The organism is Lysinibacillus sp. COL-1 (assembly GCF_059814265.1).
On sequence record NZ_JCAWSJ010000003.1, the window covers coordinates 472,628 to 489,976 of the forward strand.

At 37.1% G+C, this 17,349-nt stretch carries 18 protein-coding genes; 12 read left to right on the forward strand and 6 right to left on the reverse strand.

Going from position 1 to position 17,349, the window contains the following annotated elements; genetic code table 11:
• Positions 1-45: 45 nt before the first annotated feature.
• The gene (locus AC6BKE_RS06640) at positions 46-1,041 is read right to left on the reverse strand and encodes a M23 family metallopeptidase (RefSeq protein ID WP_036123406.1); all 996 of its coding nucleotides are present in this window, start codon (positions 1,039-1,041) and stop codon (positions 46-48) included.
• A 202-nt stretch (positions 1,042-1,243) separates the two neighbouring features.
• Here AC6BKE_RS06640 and AC6BKE_RS06645 point away from each other — a divergent pair, with 202 nt between their 5' ends.
• The 3 genes from AC6BKE_RS06645 to AC6BKE_RS06655 all read left to right on the forward strand — a co-directional run bounded on the left by AC6BKE_RS06645 (position 1,244) and on the right by AC6BKE_RS06655 (position 5,920).
• Entirely contained in the window at positions 1,244-3,139 is a 1,896-nt protein-coding gene (locus tag AC6BKE_RS06645) for a PrkA family serine protein kinase (protein ID WP_499856445.1), read from the forward strand.
• A gap of 186 nt (positions 3,140-3,325) precedes the next feature.
• Positions 3,326-4,483, forward strand: coding sequence for a sporulation protein YhbH (gene yhbH, locus AC6BKE_RS06650; protein ID WP_036123405.1), 1,158 nt, complete (start codon positions 3,326-3,328; stop codon positions 4,481-4,483).
• A 33-nt stretch (positions 4,484-4,516) separates the two neighbouring features.
• The gene (locus tag AC6BKE_RS06655) at positions 4,517-5,920 is read left to right on the forward strand and encodes a SpoVR family protein (protein WP_036123402.1); all 1,404 of its coding nucleotides are present in this window, start codon (positions 4,517-4,519) and stop codon (positions 5,918-5,920) included.
• Between the two features lie 55 nt (positions 5,921-5,975).
• Here the strand turns inward: AC6BKE_RS06655 and AC6BKE_RS06660 are convergent, their stop codons facing one another.
• Positions 5,976-6,395 carry a hypothetical protein gene (locus AC6BKE_RS06660; protein WP_036123400.1) on the reverse strand — a complete coding sequence of 140 codons (420 nt, stop codon included), beginning with the start codon at positions 6,393-6,395 and terminating at the stop codon, positions 5,976-5,978.
• Positions 6,396-6,590: 195 nt separating this feature from the next.
• Here AC6BKE_RS06660 and AC6BKE_RS06665 point away from each other — a divergent pair, with 195 nt between their 5' ends.
• The gene (locus AC6BKE_RS06665; protein WP_058844185.1) at positions 6,591-7,466 is read left to right on the forward strand and encodes a radical SAM/SPASM domain-containing protein; all 876 of its coding nucleotides are present in this window, start codon (positions 6,591-6,593) and stop codon (positions 7,464-7,466) included.
• Between the two features lie 30 nt (positions 7,467-7,496).
• Here AC6BKE_RS06665 and AC6BKE_RS06670 read toward each other — a convergent pair whose 3' ends face one another.
• Positions 7,497-7,886 carry a helix-turn-helix domain-containing protein gene (locus AC6BKE_RS06670; protein WP_004225641.1) on the reverse strand — a complete coding sequence of 130 codons (390 nt, stop codon included), beginning with the start codon at positions 7,884-7,886 and terminating at the stop codon, positions 7,497-7,499.
• A 212-nt stretch (positions 7,887-8,098) separates the two neighbouring features.
• Between AC6BKE_RS06670 and AC6BKE_RS06675 the strand changes: the two genes are divergently transcribed.
• Positions 8,099-8,746 carry a restriction endonuclease subunit S domain-containing protein gene (locus AC6BKE_RS06675; protein ID WP_249646128.1) on the forward strand — a complete coding sequence of 216 codons (648 nt, stop codon included), beginning with the start codon at positions 8,099-8,101 and terminating at the stop codon, positions 8,744-8,746.
• Positions 8,747-8,800: 54 nt separating this feature from the next.
• Here AC6BKE_RS06675 and AC6BKE_RS06680 read toward each other — a convergent pair whose 3' ends face one another.
• Both AC6BKE_RS06680 and AC6BKE_RS06685 read right to left on the reverse strand, forming a co-directional pair.
• The gene (locus AC6BKE_RS06680) at positions 8,801-10,474 is read right to left on the reverse strand and encodes a ribonuclease J (protein ID WP_101966923.1); all 1,674 of its coding nucleotides are present in this window, start codon (positions 10,472-10,474) and stop codon (positions 8,801-8,803) included.
• A 287-nt stretch (positions 10,475-10,761) separates the two neighbouring features.
• Positions 10,762-11,256: a L,D-transpeptidase family protein gene (locus tag AC6BKE_RS06685; protein ID WP_036123389.1), complete on the reverse strand. Its 495-nt coding sequence runs from the start codon at positions 11,254-11,256 to the stop codon at positions 10,762-10,764.
• Positions 11,257-11,345: 89 nt separating this feature from the next.
• On the opposite strand from AC6BKE_RS06685, the gene AC6BKE_RS06690 reads away from it, so the two are divergent.
• The 6 genes from AC6BKE_RS06690 to AC6BKE_RS06715 all read left to right on the forward strand — a co-directional run bounded on the left by AC6BKE_RS06690 (position 11,346) and on the right by AC6BKE_RS06715 (position 14,920).
• Positions 11,346-11,486, forward strand: a complete 141-nt coding sequence (locus AC6BKE_RS06690) for a hypothetical protein (protein ID WP_180957821.1) — start codon at positions 11,346-11,348, stop codon at positions 11,484-11,486.
• A 45-nt stretch (positions 11,487-11,531) separates the two neighbouring features.
• Positions 11,532-11,741 carry a YczO family protein gene (locus tag AC6BKE_RS06695; protein ID WP_036123386.1) on the forward strand — a complete coding sequence of 70 codons (210 nt, stop codon included), beginning with the start codon at positions 11,532-11,534 and terminating at the stop codon, positions 11,739-11,741.
• A gap of 14 nt (positions 11,742-11,755) precedes the next feature.
• Positions 11,756-11,953: a hypothetical protein gene (locus AC6BKE_RS06700; protein ID WP_058843710.1), complete on the forward strand. Its 198-nt coding sequence runs from the start codon at positions 11,756-11,758 to the stop codon at positions 11,951-11,953.
• 76 nt (positions 11,954-12,029) lie between these two features.
• Positions 12,030-12,218 carry a cysteine-rich CWC family protein gene (locus tag AC6BKE_RS06705; RefSeq protein ID WP_499856241.1) on the forward strand — a complete coding sequence of 63 codons (189 nt, stop codon included), beginning with the start codon at positions 12,030-12,032 and terminating at the stop codon, positions 12,216-12,218.
• Positions 12,219-12,318: 100 nt separating this feature from the next.
• Positions 12,319-12,903, forward strand: a complete 585-nt coding sequence (locus AC6BKE_RS06710; RefSeq protein ID WP_036123376.1) for a DUF305 domain-containing protein — start codon at positions 12,319-12,321, stop codon at positions 12,901-12,903.
• 265 nt (positions 12,904-13,168) lie between these two features.
• Positions 13,169-14,920 (forward strand): methyl-accepting chemotaxis protein, encoded by a 1,752-nt coding sequence (locus AC6BKE_RS06715; protein WP_340812154.1) that lies wholly within the window; start codon positions 13,169-13,171, stop codon positions 14,918-14,920.
• A gap of 43 nt (positions 14,921-14,963) precedes the next feature.
• Here the strand turns inward: AC6BKE_RS06715 and AC6BKE_RS06720 are convergent, their stop codons facing one another.
• The gene (locus tag AC6BKE_RS06720; protein ID WP_058843707.1) at positions 14,964-15,569 is read right to left on the reverse strand and encodes a metallophosphoesterase family protein; all 606 of its coding nucleotides are present in this window, start codon (positions 15,567-15,569) and stop codon (positions 14,964-14,966) included.
• A gap of 238 nt (positions 15,570-15,807) precedes the next feature.
• Here AC6BKE_RS06720 and AC6BKE_RS06725 point away from each other — a divergent pair, with 238 nt between their 5' ends.
• Complete coding sequence (locus AC6BKE_RS06725; protein WP_082673698.1) at positions 15,808-17,304, forward strand: class I adenylate-forming enzyme family protein; 1,497 nt, start codon at positions 15,808-15,810, stop codon at positions 17,302-17,304.
• The last annotated feature ends 45 nt before the right edge of the window (positions 17,305-17,349 follow it).

A 17,349-nucleotide genomic window follows, 5' to 3' on the forward strand; every position in this document is an offset into this window, starting at 1 on the left:
AGCACCTGTAGCAAAATGCTTCAAGTGCCATGTATTATAAAAGATCTATTGTTTTTGTTTTTTTGCTTGCCGCTCCCATTGCAATAATGAAGGGTATGGATCAAAAGCCCATTCGGTTCTTCCATTAAATTTGTAAATACCATAATGAAGATGAGGAGGGAATTTTCCTGATGTACCTTCTTTCCCATATCCAGAGCTTCCCACATAGCCAAGCACCGTGCCAGGCTCTACAACAGAGCCTACCTCAATGTCCTTATGATAGCTACCAAGGTGGGCATAATAGTGATAGGAGTTATGATTATCACGAATACCAATACGCCAGCCACCAAATTGATTCCAGCCTTTTACCTCAACAATTCCATAGGAGGTAGATAAGACAGGGGTTCCATAACTTGCAAAAATATCGGTTCCTTCATGAATCCGACGTCCACCCCAGCCTCTATTGGCACCCCAAGTACCCCTGTAACTGTAATTCGAGCGAATATTGAGAGGGAAGGTATGTGCATCCAGTTCAATTGTTTTAAAATGTCTGTACAGTGTGGAAATCGTAAAAATTTGATTGACTGCTTCTTCACTTCCATAATATTCCCATAATGCTAATTTAAAATCCTCATCAGTCGTGCCGAATTTTCCTAAATAACTAGCCATTGAAAAAATGACATCCTCATCATCCTTTGGACTAGCGATTCCATCATGATTCCCATCAAGGCCCATACCACCGAAATAGCTAATCGTCTCAGGTGAGGTATCTTCCTTTACAGGATTTAATGCGCCTGACCAATATTCATCAGAAAATTGGATAGCCAAATAGCCTTCTCGTTTAGGGATATCTTTACGAACAGATTGGAGATTTCTTTCATACTGATCGATAGCCGCTAAAAAATGCCAAGGAATGAGTAATTCATCAAATTGTACATAATAGGACATACGCTGTTGTAAAGCTTCTTCTTCTGTTAGCTCCTCTTTTGCAAAAGAGGCAGTAGGGTACAGCATCATTCCTAAAAATAAAAATGTGAAAAGAAAAATAAAATGGCGATGCAATGATGGACCTCCTTTCTAACGTTAGAATAACCGAAATTTTTATCTTCATTCAGTAAGCTTAAACAGCCAATAAATCCGCAATCTTTTTATCCCTAAAAAAGAAATAATAAGAAGAAACGTCGTCAAAGAAAAAGTAATGGGTATCATCATGCCATTAACTTCATACTATGTTATAAATCAAGCCCTGAATGGAGGGAAGGCTATTAACATTTTAGATAAAGTGAAAAACTATCGCGAAGAAGAAAATAGGCTGAAGTGGGAAGGGACATTTGCAGATTATTTAAACATCATTAGGGAAAGACCTGAAGTTGCTCAAACAGCCCATTCACGCGTCTACAATATGATAAAAAGTTCTGGTGTAGAGGAACGCGATGGGCAAAAAATGTACAAATTTTTCGGACAAGAAATTTTTGGGCTTGAAACAGCAATTGAAAGACTGGTGGAGGAATATTTCCATCCAGCAGCGCGCAGGTTAGATGTTAGAAAACGTATTTTATTATTAATGGGACCTGTTAGTGGTGGTAAATCAACAATCGTTACTTTACTGAAGCGTGGATTAGAACAATATTCGCGCACAGATGAGGGTGCGATTTACGCAATTAAGGGATGTCCTATGCATGAAGATCCATTACATTTAATTCCACATCATTTGCGTAATGAATTTTTTGAAGAGTATGGTATAAGAATTGAAGGAAGTTTATCGCCTTTAAATACGATGCGTCTTGAAAAGGAATACGATGGGCGTATTGAAAACGTGATGATTGAACGTATTACCTTTTCGGAAGATAAACGTGTGGGCATCGGAACATTTACACCATCAGATCCTAAATCACAGGATATTGCTGATTTAACAGGAAGTATTGATTTTTCTACTATTGGTGAGTTTGGTTCAGAATCAGATCCCCGAGCATATCGCTTCGATGGGGAACTCAATAAAGCCAATAGGGGTATGATGGAATTCCAGGAGATGCTGAAACTCGATGAGAAATTCTTGTGGAACTTATTATCTCTAACACAGGAAGGAAATTTCAAAGCGGGGAGATTCGCTTTAATTAGTGCAGATGAATTAATCGTTGCTCATACAAACGAAACGGAGTATCGATCCTTTATTTCGAACAAGAAGAATGAGGCATTACATTCTCGAATTATCGTTATGCCGATACCGTATAACTTAAAAGTTAGTCAGGAAGAGCATATATATCAAAAGATGATAAAAGAGAGTGATATGTCCCACGTCCATATTGCACCGCATGCTTTAAAGGCCGCAGCAATCTTTTCGGTTCTCACTAGATTAGAAGTGCCGAAAAAACAAGGTGTGGATCTGATTAAGAAAATGCGCTTGTACGACGGAGAAAATGTGGAGGGATTTAATTCCGTTGACTTGGAGGAGCTGAAAAAAGAGTTTCCGAGCGAAGGGATGAACGGTATTGATCCACGCTATATCATTAACCGTATTTCTTCTGCTATTATTCGTAAAGAGGTGCCATCGATTAATGCATTAGATGTTTTACGGGCACTGAAGGATGGATTAGATCAGCATGCTTCTATTTCTCAAGAGGATCGCGAAAAATATATGAATTACATTGCGGTTGCACGTAAGGAATATGATGAAATTGCTAAAAATGAAGTACAAAAGGCTTTTGTGTACTCCTATGAAGAATCGGCAAAATCATTGATGAACAATTACCTTGATAATGTAGAGGCATTTTGTAATAAAAATAAGCTATACGATCGACTAACTGGTGAGGAAATGAATCCTGACGAAAAATTAATGCGCTCGATTGAGGAGCAAATTGGTATTTCAGAAAATGCTAAAAAGGCATTTCGTGAGGAAATTCTCATTCGTATTTCTGCTTATGCACGAAAAGGTAAACGATTTGACTACAACTCTCATGAAAGATTGCGAGAAGCGATTCAAAAGAAATTATTTGCGGACTTGAAAGATGTTGTGAAAATTACTACTTCTTCTAAAATGCCAGATGAATCTCAACTGAAGAAAATTAATGAGGTTGTTGCAAGACTAGTTGATGAACATGGCTATAACACAACATCGGCAAATGAGCTGCTGCAATATGTAGGAAGTCTACTCAATCGGTAATTAATTTTCACCTTGATTTGGATTGTTACAAGTCAGATAGGAGTGTCCCAATTTTAGGGCACTCCTTTTACTATCAGGACAAGGGATTAATATAGATGCACAATTCATTTTACGAAAAAAGTTCAAGAATTTGGCTCACAAGCATAGTATAGAAAAAGCGAATTTGATAGATGGGTGAGGATAAAAATGACTGAACACGAAAATAAACGCTTTGTCATCTCTCAGGAAAATTGGTCTCTCCATCGTAAAGGGCACCAGGACCAGCAACGCCATATGGAAAAAGTGAAGGATGCGATTAAAAATAATTTACCCGATTTAGTTAGTGAAGAGAGTATTGTGATGTCTAATGGTCGCGAGGTTATTAAAATACCGATTCGTTCACTTGATGAATATAAAATTCGATATAACTATGATAACTCTAAGCATGTAGGGCAAGGACAAGGGGATAGTAGTGTTGGAGATGTAGTAGCTCGAGATGGCAGTAAAGCAAATCAGGCTCAAGGTAAAGGAAAAGAGGCGGGTGACAAGCCTGGCCAAGATTATTATGAAGCGGAAGTCAGTATTGAGGAAATTCAGAACGTCTTATTTCATGAACTTGAGTTACCTAATTTACAACAAAAAGAAAAAGCAGATATTAAAACCGAAAAAATAGAGTTTAATGATATTCGAAAAAAAGGGCTAATGGGCAATGTTGATAAAAAACGTACGATTTTAAATGCAATAAAGCGCAATGCCATGAAAGGGAAAGCTGAAATTACGCCAATCCATAATGATGATTTACGTTTCAAGACGTGGGATGAGATTGAAAAGCCCGAATCCAAAGCAGTAGTACTTGCCATGATGGATACGAGTGGTTCGATGGGAGCTTTTGAAAAATATTGTGCACGGAGCTTCTTCTTTTGGATGACGAAGTTTTTACGCTCCAAGTATGAAACAGTGGAAATAGAATTTATTGCCCATCATACAGAGGCGAAGGTGGTCACGGAGGAGGAATTTTTCACAAAGGGAGAAAGTGGAGGAACTATTTGTTCGTCAGCTTATAAAAAGGCACTGGAATTGATTGAAGGTAAATATCATCCTTCTCGCTATAATATTTATCCTGTACATTTCTCAGATGGTGAAAATATTTCAATGGATAATGAAAAGTGTTTGAAACTGGTGGGAGAGTTAATGGATGTCTCCAGTATGTTTGGCTATGGTGAGGTGAACCAACATAACCGTTTTTCAACACTTATGTATACTTACAAGAAAATTGATGATCCCAAATTTAGATACCATGTTTTGAGAAAAAAGGGCGATGTATACGATGCCTTAAAGAGCTTTTTCAAAAAAAATGAAGAGTGAGCTCAGCACCACGTTCAAAGGAGGCGGCGTAAAATGGACACGAAAGAGCTTCACCGAGCAATAGATGAAATTACCGAAATTGCCTCAAGCTTTGGCTTAGATTTCTATCCAATGCGTTATGAAATTTGTCCAGCAGATATTATTTATACATTTGGCGCCTATGGTATGCCTACGCGTTTTTCCCATTGGAGCTTTGGAAAACAATTTCATAAAATGAAGCTTCAATATGACTTAGGGCTTAGTCAGATTTATGAGCTTGTGATCAATTCTAATCCATGCTATGCATTTTTATTGGATACCAATACGTTAACTCAAAATAAATTGATTATCGCTCACGTATTAGCACACTGTGATTTCTTTAAAAATAATGTGCGTTTTTCCAATACTAGAAAAGACATGGTAGAGAGCATGACGGCAACGGCCGAACGAATAGCTGGCTATGAAAGAGAATATGGCAAGGATGAGGTTGAGCAGTTTTTAGATGCAGTGTTAGCTATTCAAGAGCATATTGATCCCTCCATTATACGTCCTAAGCTATCTTGGAGTGAGGATGAGGAGCTTGAAGATGAAAAAACACCAGCAAAATCACCATACGATGATTTGTGGAGCATCGAAGAAAAAGAAAAAGTGTATAAACCTATTAGACGAAGATTAAAGCAATTTCCACCAAAGCCAGAAAAGGATATCCTGTTATTCCTAGAGGAGTATAGCCGTGAGTTGGAAGACTGGCAACGAGATATATTAACAATGATGCGGGAGGAAATGCTTTATTTTTGGCCACAATTGGAAACGAAAATAATGAATGAGGGATGGGCTTCCTTCTGGCATCAACGAATCATGCGAGAATTAAAATTAACAACCGCTGAGACAATCGAATTCGCCAAGTTAAATGCAGGGGTTGTCCAGCCGTCCAAAACATCAATTAATCCATATTACCTTGGGATAAAGATTTTTGAGGATATTGAAAATCGCTATAATAACCCTACAGAGGAAATGAAGCGGTTAGGCGTGCAGCCAAACACCGGACGTGAAAAAATCTTTGAGGTAAGAGAGATAGAATCAGATATTTCCTTTATTCGAAACTACCTAACCAAAGATTTGGCAAAGCGAGAAGATTTATATTTGTTCCAAAAGAAAGGGAATGAATATCGTATCACTGATAAAGATCATGAGATGGTACGAGATCAGCTTGTATCGATGCGTGTAAACGGCGGCTTCCCATATATTGTGGTGAAAAATGGCGATTATTTACGTAATGGTGAGCTCTACTTAGTACATGGTTACGAAGGGATGGAGTTAGATCCGCAGTATTTAGAAAATGTATTACCTTATATTTATCAACTATGGGGTCGCCCGGTACATTTAGAAACATACGTGGATAATAAGCCAATGCTCTATTCATATGATGGTACAAAAAATTATAAACGTAATGTCTAATAAAAAACTTCTATCTGTTGACAGCTTGCTCAAACAGATAGAAGTTTTTTAGATCCTACTGCTCACTATCTTCAGTTAACACATCCATGTCCTCTTCATTACTTTCACTATGATTTGAAGATGAATGGATATCGCTATCAATTACTAAGCTATCCCGTACTTTTATTCCTTGCTGGCCACCTGCCTCGTCATTATGATTACCAGCTATACCACTTCTGCCATTTCCATCAGCAAATTGAGAATGAACATTGCGTGTATGACTACCGTTACTAGCATTTTGTCCACCTTGGTTGGCATTTGTACCTACATCATGATTGATTTGACCTCCACCTTCTGCTCGCTGTTCAAAGTGAAAGTCTGTATTTCCTATATTGAATGTAAAATTAATCGTTATATGATTTTTCCCTTGCTTATTAGAGGATTCCCGCTCAGGTTCGTCAGGTCCAAAAAAATTTTTAGAACTAAAACCAGACATTATTTCTCCTCCTTTCGTTTAATATACTATTAACATATTAGCGCTTCGTAAACCCACTTGTACGTGTAGCCATGTTATCTAGAGAAAAGGTAGGAGTGTCCAGAGGTAAACTCAACGATTTTTGCTATCTATCCAATAAATTTGTTAAAATGAATGAGATTTGATTATTTAGTGAATGGGAACGGAGAAGCAACGTTGAGAACATTTAAAAAGGTTTATATAGAAATAACGAGTGTTTGTAATTTAGCATGTAGTTTTTGTCCACCTACAGCTCGTGCAAAAGGACTTATAAAAGTCGAACAATTTAATAAAATATTAGACGAAATTCGCCCACATACCAAATATATTTATTTGCATGTCAAAGGAGAGCCACTTTTACACCCAAGGATCGACCAGCTATTAGATGCCGCCCATGCAAAGGGATTTAAAGTCAATATCACAACAAATGGGACACTTATCAAAAAGAATCGGGAAAAAATATTAGGAAAACCGGCATTACGTCAAATTAATTTCTCATTGCATAGTTTTGATGGGCATGAAGGTTCTGAAAACCGTGAAAAGTATTTGGGGGATATTTTGGATTTTGTGCGGGATGCTAGAGAATATAAGACCATCATTTCCTATCGTTTATGGAATTTACAACAGGATCATGTTTCGGATGTTGCAGCACGTCGAAATCGTGAGACATTAGAAATATTAGAAAACGAGTATAATCTTGACTATCACATTGAAGAAAGAGTAGAGCCTGGTAAAGGGGTAAAAATTGCTCCTCATGTTTATTTGAATCAGGATCATGAATTTAAATGGCCGAGCTTGCTTGAACAAGAGGACGAGGGTAAAGGTTTTTGTCATGCATTGCGTAGTCAAGCAGCTATTCTTGTGGATGGAACAGTTGTACCTTGCTGCTTAGATGGTGAAGGTGTCATTAATTTAGGAAATGTTCATGAGAAATCCTTCTCAGAAATTGTGGAGGGAGAACGTGCCAATAAGATTGTAGATGGCTTCTCACGAAGAGAGGCTGTTGAGGAACTATGCAGAAAATGTGGCTATCGTCAAAAGTTTGGTATGTAGCTATTATTGAAAAGAAGCAGCTCCGATGTGTCATTGACCATTGGAGCTGTTTTTCTTCGATTGGGAATCAATCGTATCTAAAAAATCCTTCGTAATACGAACTACGTATTTTACCTCGTCTAAGTTACGTTCTCTTAATAATGATCGATGAATGTCTAGCATGAGGTTCTTTTCCTCAATATCAGTAACGCCAGATAATTTTTGAAAATTAAAAAGCTCCTCAGGGGTAATATCCAATGCCTTCATAATTGTTTCCAATGTACTAAGGGTAATATTAGATTGTCCATGTTCGATATTGGAAACGCGTCCTTTACTGAAACCTAACTTCCCTGTTCTTTCAGCCACTTCTTCTTGGCTTAGCCCTTTGGATAATCTAATAATACGGAGTTGTTCACCTACTAGCTTTAAAAAATCTGACATATGATTCACCTCTATGTTAAAAGCTAGTGAAAAATAGTGGAAATGACTATACTATTATAGTGGTATAATAGAGAAAATGTACCGTTAAAATGGTACAATGTTTAATGAGAAATCTTTTATTAGACAATAGCCTAAATAAGTTACTAGGTAAAAGGCGTTAGTGAAGGTTGCTTTAAGGGTATAAAATGGGACAGGGGATTGGAGGATCAAACATGGTGAAGCAGTTTTTTATAGAAGAAGTAGCAAAAATCCAAGTGGGTAATAGCATGATGAATGATACAAGTTTTGCGAGAGAAGGCACTCCTTTCATATCCGAAAAAACGCTAATGAAATTAATAATAGAAGATGATTTTAGTCAAGTACCGAGAGTTGATCATACAATGGATTCGCTGACTATGTCACAAGTGCCTGCTAAAAGTATCCTTCTTAACAAAATCAATTTGAAAGAATCCTCAATTTATCAGTGTAAAAAGGCTGTATGTATTGGTCAGGATATTATTGCCATCATCCCTAATGAATCGATAATTGTCAGTGATTATTTATTGCACTTTTTAAAATGGTATCAAGTAAATAATGACGTGTGTAATGTCTATCATTTAATGATTGAATTACCACCGATTGATATTCAACTTCACATAGCACAGTTATTAAACGCTATCCAACATTTATTAGTTAATAAAGATTCTTTAGTAAAGGCGATAGAGGGGCTCCCACAGTATTTTAATCATATTTCAAGGCAAGTCAAACAGCATTCAAATGACCTACATTATGGCTTTGAACAGCTCCAACGGCAATATATTGATATGTTACATATATTTTTTAATGGTGATTTTTTGAATGATCATTTTAATGTTAAGTGATTGAACAAAACAAAAATCGGTGCAAGATGGACATTCAATCCTTGCACCGATCAGTTATATTTCAATAATAATTGGTAAAACCATAGGCTTTCGTTTAGTTTGGTTAAATAAATATTGTCCTACTGCTCTTTTGATTTCACGTCGTAGAACATGGATTTGCTGTCTGTTTTCTTCTTGTAGTTCTACAACGATTTCTTTGGTAAGCACATTGACCTTATTCAACAGCTCCTCGAAATCCTTCGCATAAACAAAACCACGGGATATGGTATCAGGTTCTGAAATAAAAGCACCATCTACTTTATTGAGTGTTAAGACGATGACAAGCATTCCGTCTTCTGAAAGCTGCTTGCGATCACGAAGGACAATGCCTTCAACTTCACCTATGCCGATTCCATCAACATACGTATCACCTGCTGGAATTTTACGAGTTTGTCGTGCCTTCGAGTTTTCAATATCAACGACATCGCCGTTTTTCATAATAAAGGTATTCCCTTTTTGGACTCCAACCGCTTCTGCTAATAAGCGATGCTGGTGTAGCATGCGGAATTCACCATGAATAGGGATGAAAAATTGTGGCTTCATAAATGTTAGCATAAGCTTCAGATCTTCTTGATGACCATGTCCTGAAACATGCATGCCTGTATGGCTGGAAGATCCATAAATAACTTTTGCACCAAGCTGAAACAAATTATCCACAATCCGCGATACACCCTTCTCATTGCCTGGAATTGGGGAGGCCGCTAAAATAACCGTATCATCTGGAAGAATTTTCACTTCACGATGGTTGCCATTTGCTAAACGGGCAAGCGCAGCTAGAGGCTCGCCTTGGCTACCTGTGCAAAGTACCACGACCTCCTCTGGTGGAAGGTATTTCACTTCTCGTGCATCAATTAACATATCTTCTGGAACAAATAAATAGCCCCGTTCTATCGCTACATCAACAACATTGACCATGCTGCGTCCCAATAAAGCTAACTTCCTATTGGTAGCAATAGCTGCATGTACTATTTGTTGGATACGATTAACGTTTGAAGCAAAGGTCGAAATGATTACTTTCCGTTCAGCATGTAAAAAAGCATCCTCAATATGGTGACCAACAAGCTGTTCAGAAGGTGTTAAACCTGGCCTCTCTGCATTCGTACTTTCCGAGATAAGAACGAGCACTCCTTTTGAACCAATTTCAGCCATTTTATGAATATCGGCAAATTGATTATTAACGGGTGTTAAATCAAATTTAAAATCGCCAGTATGGACTACGTTCCCTTCAGGAGTGCCCATTACGATTCCTAAACAATCAGGTATACTATGATTAGTTCTAAAGAAACTAATATCCATTTGTCCTAAATGTAGAGCGGAGTCAGCGTGAATTTCAATTAAATCGGTTTCTCTTAACAGCTTATGTTCTTTGAGCTTTAATTCGATAAGCCCTAGAGTAAAACGAGTAGCATACACAGGCACATTCAATTTTTTTAATAAATAGGGGATACCACCGATGTGATCTTCATGACCATGCGTAACAATTAGAGCCTTCACTTTTTCTTTATTTTCCAGTAAATAAGTAATATCAGGAATAATTAAATCAATACCAAGTAAGGTTTCATCTGGAAATTTTGCTCCGCAATCAATAATGATGATGTCATCTGCATATTGTACTACATACATATTTTTTCCAATTTCATTAATGCCCCCTAAGGCAAATATGGATAATAACTGTTTACTTGTGGACAACGTATTCCCTCCTATAGCTCTCCTTTAACTATAGGTAGTATAGCTTTTAGCATTTCATCCTATACGAAAACAATAATGCTACTAATTGTATTTCACGAAATGGGGTAAATCATTGTCTAATTTTGTGGCATATACATAGGGATTGGTTAGAAATCATGCTCAATTTATTCATGATGCACTTTATCCCTCAAAAAAAGGTGATATGCAATTTGCCCAGACAAGCGAACAGGATTAAACATAACAAGAGGCTATCTATTTTGATTTACAACTATAGATAGCCTCTTTCATTAGGGATGAATCACTACTTCTGTACCAATAGGGACGATGCTGGCAAGCTCTTCAACATCTTGATTTTGCATTCGAATACAACCATGTGAAACAGCATGCCCAATAGAGCTAGGATCATTTGTGCCATGAATTCCATAATGTTCTTTAGAGAGACTCATCCACATCGTTCCAAAAGGACCACCAGGGTTTGGAGCTTTATTGATGATAATAAAACTGCCTACTGGTGTTTCATGAAGCATGCGTCCGACTGCGATAGGGTATTGTTTTTGAAGGATATTATTTCTATATAAACGTAGCCAGCGATTATTGGTAGATATTTCGATACGGTAAGGAATTGTATCGGGATTTGGCAAGCCCGGGATGACAATTTGTTGACCAATAAAAAGATGATCAGGCTGGATTCCTGGGTTAGCAGCAATAATGGATGCCAACGGAGTACGATAATCCTGAGCAATTTGAGTCAGTGTTTCTCCAGCTTTAACTGAATGAATCAATCATTATTCCCTCCTCTGCAAAGGTTTATGATTTTACTATATGCTTCAAATGATTTGATATTGAATCACAACAAGAAGCAGAGAAATTAGTGAAAAGTGAACGCGATCAATATATCTCCTTTACGGATAGTAGGGGCATCTACCATGAATTGCACACAAAGCATGTACGAGTGATTCAAATAGCTGAATATCATCGAATGGATAAAGGTGCAAAAGGGAGTGACACATAATCTGTCCAGCTTTACACACATTATAGAGAAAGGAGTGTGACAGAAATGGACATGGGTAAAGTACCACATGAAAAGAAAATGTTTATGAATTTAAATAGCAAGGACAAACCAGACATGGTTGAATCAGATACAATTAGTCTTTTCGATTTGCATGAAGATATGCAGACTGTCGATGCCATTCCAGTAGAGGAGCTCAATAAACGAGTGAAAAGAGAAGGCGATGAATTAATTGAAATGCAGCCAGATGAATTGTAGGAGGTAAAAATGCTATGAATCATGAAAAAGAAGCCCATTTTACGTCTGTGGGCACGAATATTAATGAAGTAAAGCAAAAAAATGCAGATGCAGGATTATCCTATAATGAGGTAAAGGCATTGTTAGCTAAAAGTGGAGGGCAGGGGACGGCCATTTATAGTGACACAGATATAGAAGAAGTAAAGCAAGATATACACAAGCACCAACAATAAGCGTAGTGGGAGGAGTAAGTATTGAATGCTCTTCCTTTTTTTATTTTACAATGGTAGGTAAAGGAGGTGCAGGAACATGTCAAATGGAGAAGAGAGCTGTCCATTATGTGGGGGAGAAAATCATTGTGGGGTAGAAAAAGGTGAAAAAGGGTGCTGGTGTATGACGGTGCACTTTCCAGAAAAGCTATTAGATGCAGTGCAAACGGAGCAAAGGACATGTATTTGTCCGATATGCTTAGATACATATAGGAAAGAACAAGGATAATTTTTACGATGAATGAGGCTGTAAATATGGAGTCATTGGTACAATTGTCTATCGCACAACAACCTAGCGGGCATACATTACTCTGAAAGGAGTGTGTCTTATGGCTAAACCAATTGAACTCAGTAATGTAACAAAGGCATATTTAGAGGAATATCAGCGAATCCTCAAAAAAATGATGCAGGGCATGACCTATGTAACGATTACTTGTAGTATTTCTGAAAATTTTATTAAGCAAATTATCCCTCATCAAGTTGCAGCAATTCAAATGTCCGAAAACGTTTTACGCTATACAACGAATATCCCTGTACAAAATCTTGCATTAGAAATTATTCGAACTCACACAGAAATGGTTGAGAGTCTTGAAGCGATACAAAATCGATGTTGTGTCGTGCAAAATTCAGAGTATGAATTATACGAGTATATGTGTGCTTATAAAGAAATTACAGAAGCTATGTTCAATGCAATGTGTGCACCACCAGTATCGAATAGCATTAATATCAATTATCTACGAGAAATGATTGTCCATCATCAGGGTGGTATCCGTCTGGCACAAAATGTGCTGAGATTCTGTATTTGCCAAGAATTAATCCCTATTTTACGTTGTATGATTCAAACACTTTGTGAGCAACTAGAAGTTATGGAAAAGTTACTGGATAGCTTACAAAATTGTGATTGCGAATGCTAACACTTTATGTGAAACGCTAAAGTCAGACATGATTTTAGCGTTTTTTCTGTGTAAAAATAGTGTTTAACAGGGAAAATGAGAAATTGTCAATAAAGTGGACAAAAGAATAAGACGGTGTAAAGAATTTTTTGAAAATCTATTTTTGTATTAGTGTTGTTGGTAAAATATATATGTTTTATTAGTTGAAGGTAATGAAGAAAGATCTATAATTCGTTTTAAAATATTGGTAATTTTTATTTACTTTATTACAAAAGGAGTGGTAACAATGTTCAAAAGGAAGAAAATAAATCAAAATTATGATTATTTCTCAGCTGCGAAAAATTCAGATATTGAGGCTAATGAACGCTTTAAAGAAAAGCTAGATTTTCTTGCTTTATCTAGAATTAGAAGAGAATCTGTTGGATTTTTACGCAAAATCTATGAAAATAATCGCCAACAAATACTCGACAATTTTTATGATCGTTTATTGGAAATTCCAGAATTTAACCAAGTTATCAATACGCATTCATCAGTAGAGCGTTTAAAAGGGCTTTTTGATTCACATTTTATAAGCCTATTTGATGATGAATTAGATTTAGATTATGTATTTAAACGACGTAAAATCGCTTATGTACATGCCCGAATCGGTGTACTGCCGAACTGGATGATTTCTGCCTATACGCTCATTAACCAATTAATCATACCGCTGATTGTCAAAGAGCTATCACGCGATCAAGAAAAAATGCTGGATGTCCTATTGTCTTATGATAGTCTAGTAACGATCGACCAACAGATCATTTTAGAAACCTATATTGAAATTCAGGCTGGCTCTGTTGTAAATGGTTTAGGTGAAATTATTACTTATAATACCCAGTTAGATACGATTAAGGAATTGATTGAATTTCAAGATATTCAGCAACAGGAGATTGTTGCAGCAGATCGATTGATGCACGAGCTAGATGAGAGTATTGAAGAAATCGCCGCATCTGTTGGTGATATTTCAGCCCAAACAAAGCATGCCTTTAAAAAATTAAATCAGGATTTAGAATCGTTACAACAAGTATCATCCATTTTACAAACAACCGATGAAGGTCATAAATCCATGCAGGAGGATATAAAGCGTTTAGTGGAACGTGTCAATAGTGTAGCGAAGCTGATGGAATTAATTAAGCGAATTGCAGATCAAACAAATTTATTGGCTTTAAATGCTTCTATTGAGGCGGCTCGTGCTGGAGAAGCGGGTAAAGGCTTTGCAGTTGTTGCGGAGGAAGTTCGAAAGCTTGCTGATGATACAAGTACATCTGTCAAATCTATACATACAGATATACAGGAGCTACTACATATTACGCATAATATTAGTTCACTAACAACTCAATTTTCACAGGATTTACATCAAGGCGTCACGGATACCTTACATATTTCACAGACGCTTGCAGAGATAAATAAAAGTTTACAGCAGCAAGGAGCTCGCTTTGAGGAAATTGCCACAACGACAAAGGTACAAGCACAATCTGCTACAACTATTTCTGAACGTAACCATACTATCACGGAGAGTATGCAAAAAAGTAAGATCATCGTTTTTGATATGGGCTCGGCTATCTACAAGTTAAGTAAAATGATTGACGGATACCGATCAACAACAATTTCTAAAAATTTTATTATTAGTCAGGAGGATATTATTGAATTAGCTATTACAGACCATTTATTATGGCGCTGGAAAATCTATAATCTACTGCTTGGCTTTGAAACAATGACTGAGCAGGATGTTGGCTCACCACAGGAGTCGCGCCTTGGTGAATGGTATTATGGTACAGGGAAAAAGCTACTAGGTGAAGAGCGTGTCTATGTAGAGTTAGAACAACCATTTATTCATGTCCATGATATAGCTAAAAAGGCGGTACGAGAATATAATATAGGCAATAAAAGGGAGGCTGAAAAATATCTGAAGGAAATTACAGAAGAGTCATATATTGTAATTGAAAAACTAAAGGCCTTAAAGGAAATTTTATTGAACGGGAAAAAACAATATATTCACTAAAAATTTGAGAGCAAGCTAATGCTGGGATTAGCTTGCTCTTTTTTTATATTTCTATTGACGAATCAATAGATGGGACACACATAAATGTTACGGTGCGCTGTGTGCTATCATAAAGACACCATTCACGGTGGTCGACAACAGAACCAACATTGACACCATACTGTTTATTTTGTAAGGCAATTGGTTGGCCATAGCGAATACGAATGGGTAGTTTCTTTTGCTGATGATAAAGGCCTGATTCATGACTATGACCAAAGAAAAACAGTGGCTTATGAAAAGGAAGGAATGTTGGCTGCCAGCTTACACTCCATTTAAATTGATGTCCGTGTATTAGTGTCGCACCATCTATCTCTATCGTCTCAGGTAAAGCCTGAAAACGTTCGATGCCAGTGACCTGCGTAATGCGTTCCTCTTGATTACCTCTTATAGAGGGGAAGGTTAGTAATTCTTCAAATTCGCTTTCTACTATGGCTGCCTTTTGTAAAGGTAAGCCAGATAAGGTTTGCGCTTTTTTCTTACTGACGGTGCATTCATATAAATCACCTAAACCAATGATTTTTGCTTCCTCTGCTGTTTGTTGAATATGAGCTAGAACAGCTTTAGTATCTTCTATATTAGAATGTAAATCTCCTAAAAGTGCATAAAGCATGTCAATCCGGCCTTTCCTAAAAATAATCGTACAAATATCATACACCCAATAGAAATTGATAGAAAAGTAAAACGTCTAAGAATATTTCGTTACTTCTACTTCATATTTTGAATGTGTAGAAAAATTGCCATGAAACGCATTGCTTGTTAAAATATAATCATAATTTTCTGAATTTTTAGTAGTTTCATAGTTTCAGACACTATCCAGCATTAAAAAATGAATTTTTGGAGGGTTTATAATGACGATGTACATGACAGATATTCTTGAAAACTATGCTGTGCAACAACCGAATGCAATTGCAACCTTGTATGATGGAAAAAAGTTGAGCTATCGCGATTTTTATCAACGTGTAGAAAGATTTGCAGCATACCTACAAGAACAGGATTTTGAAAAAGATGATGTGATTGCATTATATACGCTCAATTCAGATTTGTTTTTAATCGCTTATTTAGGTGTCCAACTAGCAGGTTTTATTGTGATGCCTATTAACACTAAATTAGCAGCACCTGAGGTTGATTTTATTTTTAATCATTCACAAGCAAAGGGTCTCATTTATGATGAAAGGCTAGCAGAAGCATTGGAGGATGTTGCCTATACATTCCAACATACGATTGGATTTAAAGAAATGAGAAACATTTTTGAAAATGAGGGATGTGAAAGAAAGCTTGTACAATTAGAGGCCCATGATACAGCAGTGGTCATGTATACTTCTGGGACAACAGGTAAACCAAAGGGCGTCATGCTAACACATCAAAATATCGTGGCTACTGCCGATATTTGGTCTTCTTCAATGAAAATGTCTAGCAAGGACAAGATGTTTATTTGTACACCTTTATTCCATTGTGCTGGCCTGCACGTCTTTGCTATGCCAATGTTCTATCAAGGAGGAACAGTTGTTATCGAAGAAGCATTTTCACCAACAAAAACGTTAGCGCAAATTGCCGCAACTGAAGCGACTATTTTCTTTGGTGTTCCATCCATGTATACCATCATTTTAAATACGCCTGGATTTAAGGAACATAGCTTTCATCATTTACGTTTATTATGTTACGGGGCTGCTCCAATGCCTTATGAGCTCGTAAAGCAAGTGAAAGAGGCATTTTCAAATGTAAAGGTTCAAAATCTCTATGGTCAAACCGAAAATTCACCTGCAGCTACCTCTTTATTAGATAGGGATGCATTAACGAAAATTGGCTCTGTTGGGAAGCCATTAGCTCAGACGGAGGTATGCGTGGTTGATAGTGAAGGAAAGTCAGTACCAGCTGGCGAGGTTGGCGAAATTTGTGTTAAAGGGCCACAAGTAATGAAAGGTTATTTGCGCAATCCAGAGGAAACAGCTAGAACGATAAGAGATGGCTGGCTCTATTCAGGAGATTTAGGACGCTTTGATGAGGAAGGTTATTTATATATTGTAGATCGGAAAAAAGATATGATCATCCGTGGAGGGGAAAATATTTACCCGATTGAAGTGGAAGAAGTGCTATATCAAATGCCAGAAATTTTAGAGGCAGCAGTGATAGGATTACCACATGAAGTATATGGAGAGGTGCCAAAAGCATTTATTGTATTAAAGGAAGGGCAGTCACTCGATGAAAAGGCAATATTATCTTACTGCCAAACAAGACTTGCCAAATATAAAGTACCGTATGAAATTGCATTTTTAGTAGAACTGCCGCGCAATGCTTCAGGTAAGGTGTTAAAGCATACATTACGACCTAAAGTGACGACGATTTAAGTACTATCCACGATGCATAGGCATAATTGTTAGCCAGTTTTTTCA

Bases quoted from the DNA above. Each gene is read 5' to 3' on its own strand.
- AC6BKE_RS06725 (WP_082673698.1), top strand. From the start codon at position 15,808: ATGACGATGTACATGACAGATATTCTTGAAAACTATGCTGTGCAACAA.
- AC6BKE_RS06695 (WP_036123386.1), top strand. From the start codon at position 11,532: ATGGACATGGGTAAAGTACCACATGAAAAGAAAATGTTTATGAATTTA.
- AC6BKE_RS06660 (WP_036123400.1), bottom strand. From the start codon at position 6,395: ATGTCTGGTTTTAGTTCTAAAAATTTTTTTGGACCTGACGAACCTGAG.
- AC6BKE_RS06705 (WP_499856241.1), top strand. From the start codon at position 12,030: ATGTCAAATGGAGAAGAGAGCTGTCCATTATGTGGGGGAGAAAATCAT.
- AC6BKE_RS06715 (WP_340812154.1), top strand. From the start codon at position 13,169: ATGTTCAAAAGGAAGAAAATAAATCAAAATTATGATTATTTCTCAGCT.
- AC6BKE_RS06655 (WP_036123402.1), top strand. From the start codon at position 4,517: ATGGACACGAAAGAGCTTCACCGAGCAATAGATGAAATTACCGAAATT.
- AC6BKE_RS06700 (WP_058843710.1), top strand. From the start codon at position 11,756: ATGAATCATGAAAAAGAAGCCCATTTTACGTCTGTGGGCACGAATATT.
- AC6BKE_RS06675 (WP_249646128.1), top strand. From the start codon at position 8,099: ATGGTGAAGCAGTTTTTTATAGAAGAAGTAGCAAAAATCCAAGTGGGT.
- AC6BKE_RS06670 (WP_004225641.1), bottom strand. From the start codon at position 7,886: ATGTCAGATTTTTTAAAGCTAGTAGGTGAACAACTCCGTATTATTAGA.
- AC6BKE_RS06720 (WP_058843707.1), bottom strand. From the start codon at position 15,569: ATGCTTTATGCACTTTTAGGAGATTTACATTCTAATATAGAAGATACT.
- yhbH (WP_036123405.1), top strand. From the start codon at position 3,326: ATGACTGAACACGAAAATAAACGCTTTGTCATCTCTCAGGAAAATTGG.
- AC6BKE_RS06710 (WP_036123376.1), top strand. From the start codon at position 12,319: ATGGCTAAACCAATTGAACTCAGTAATGTAACAAAGGCATATTTAGAG.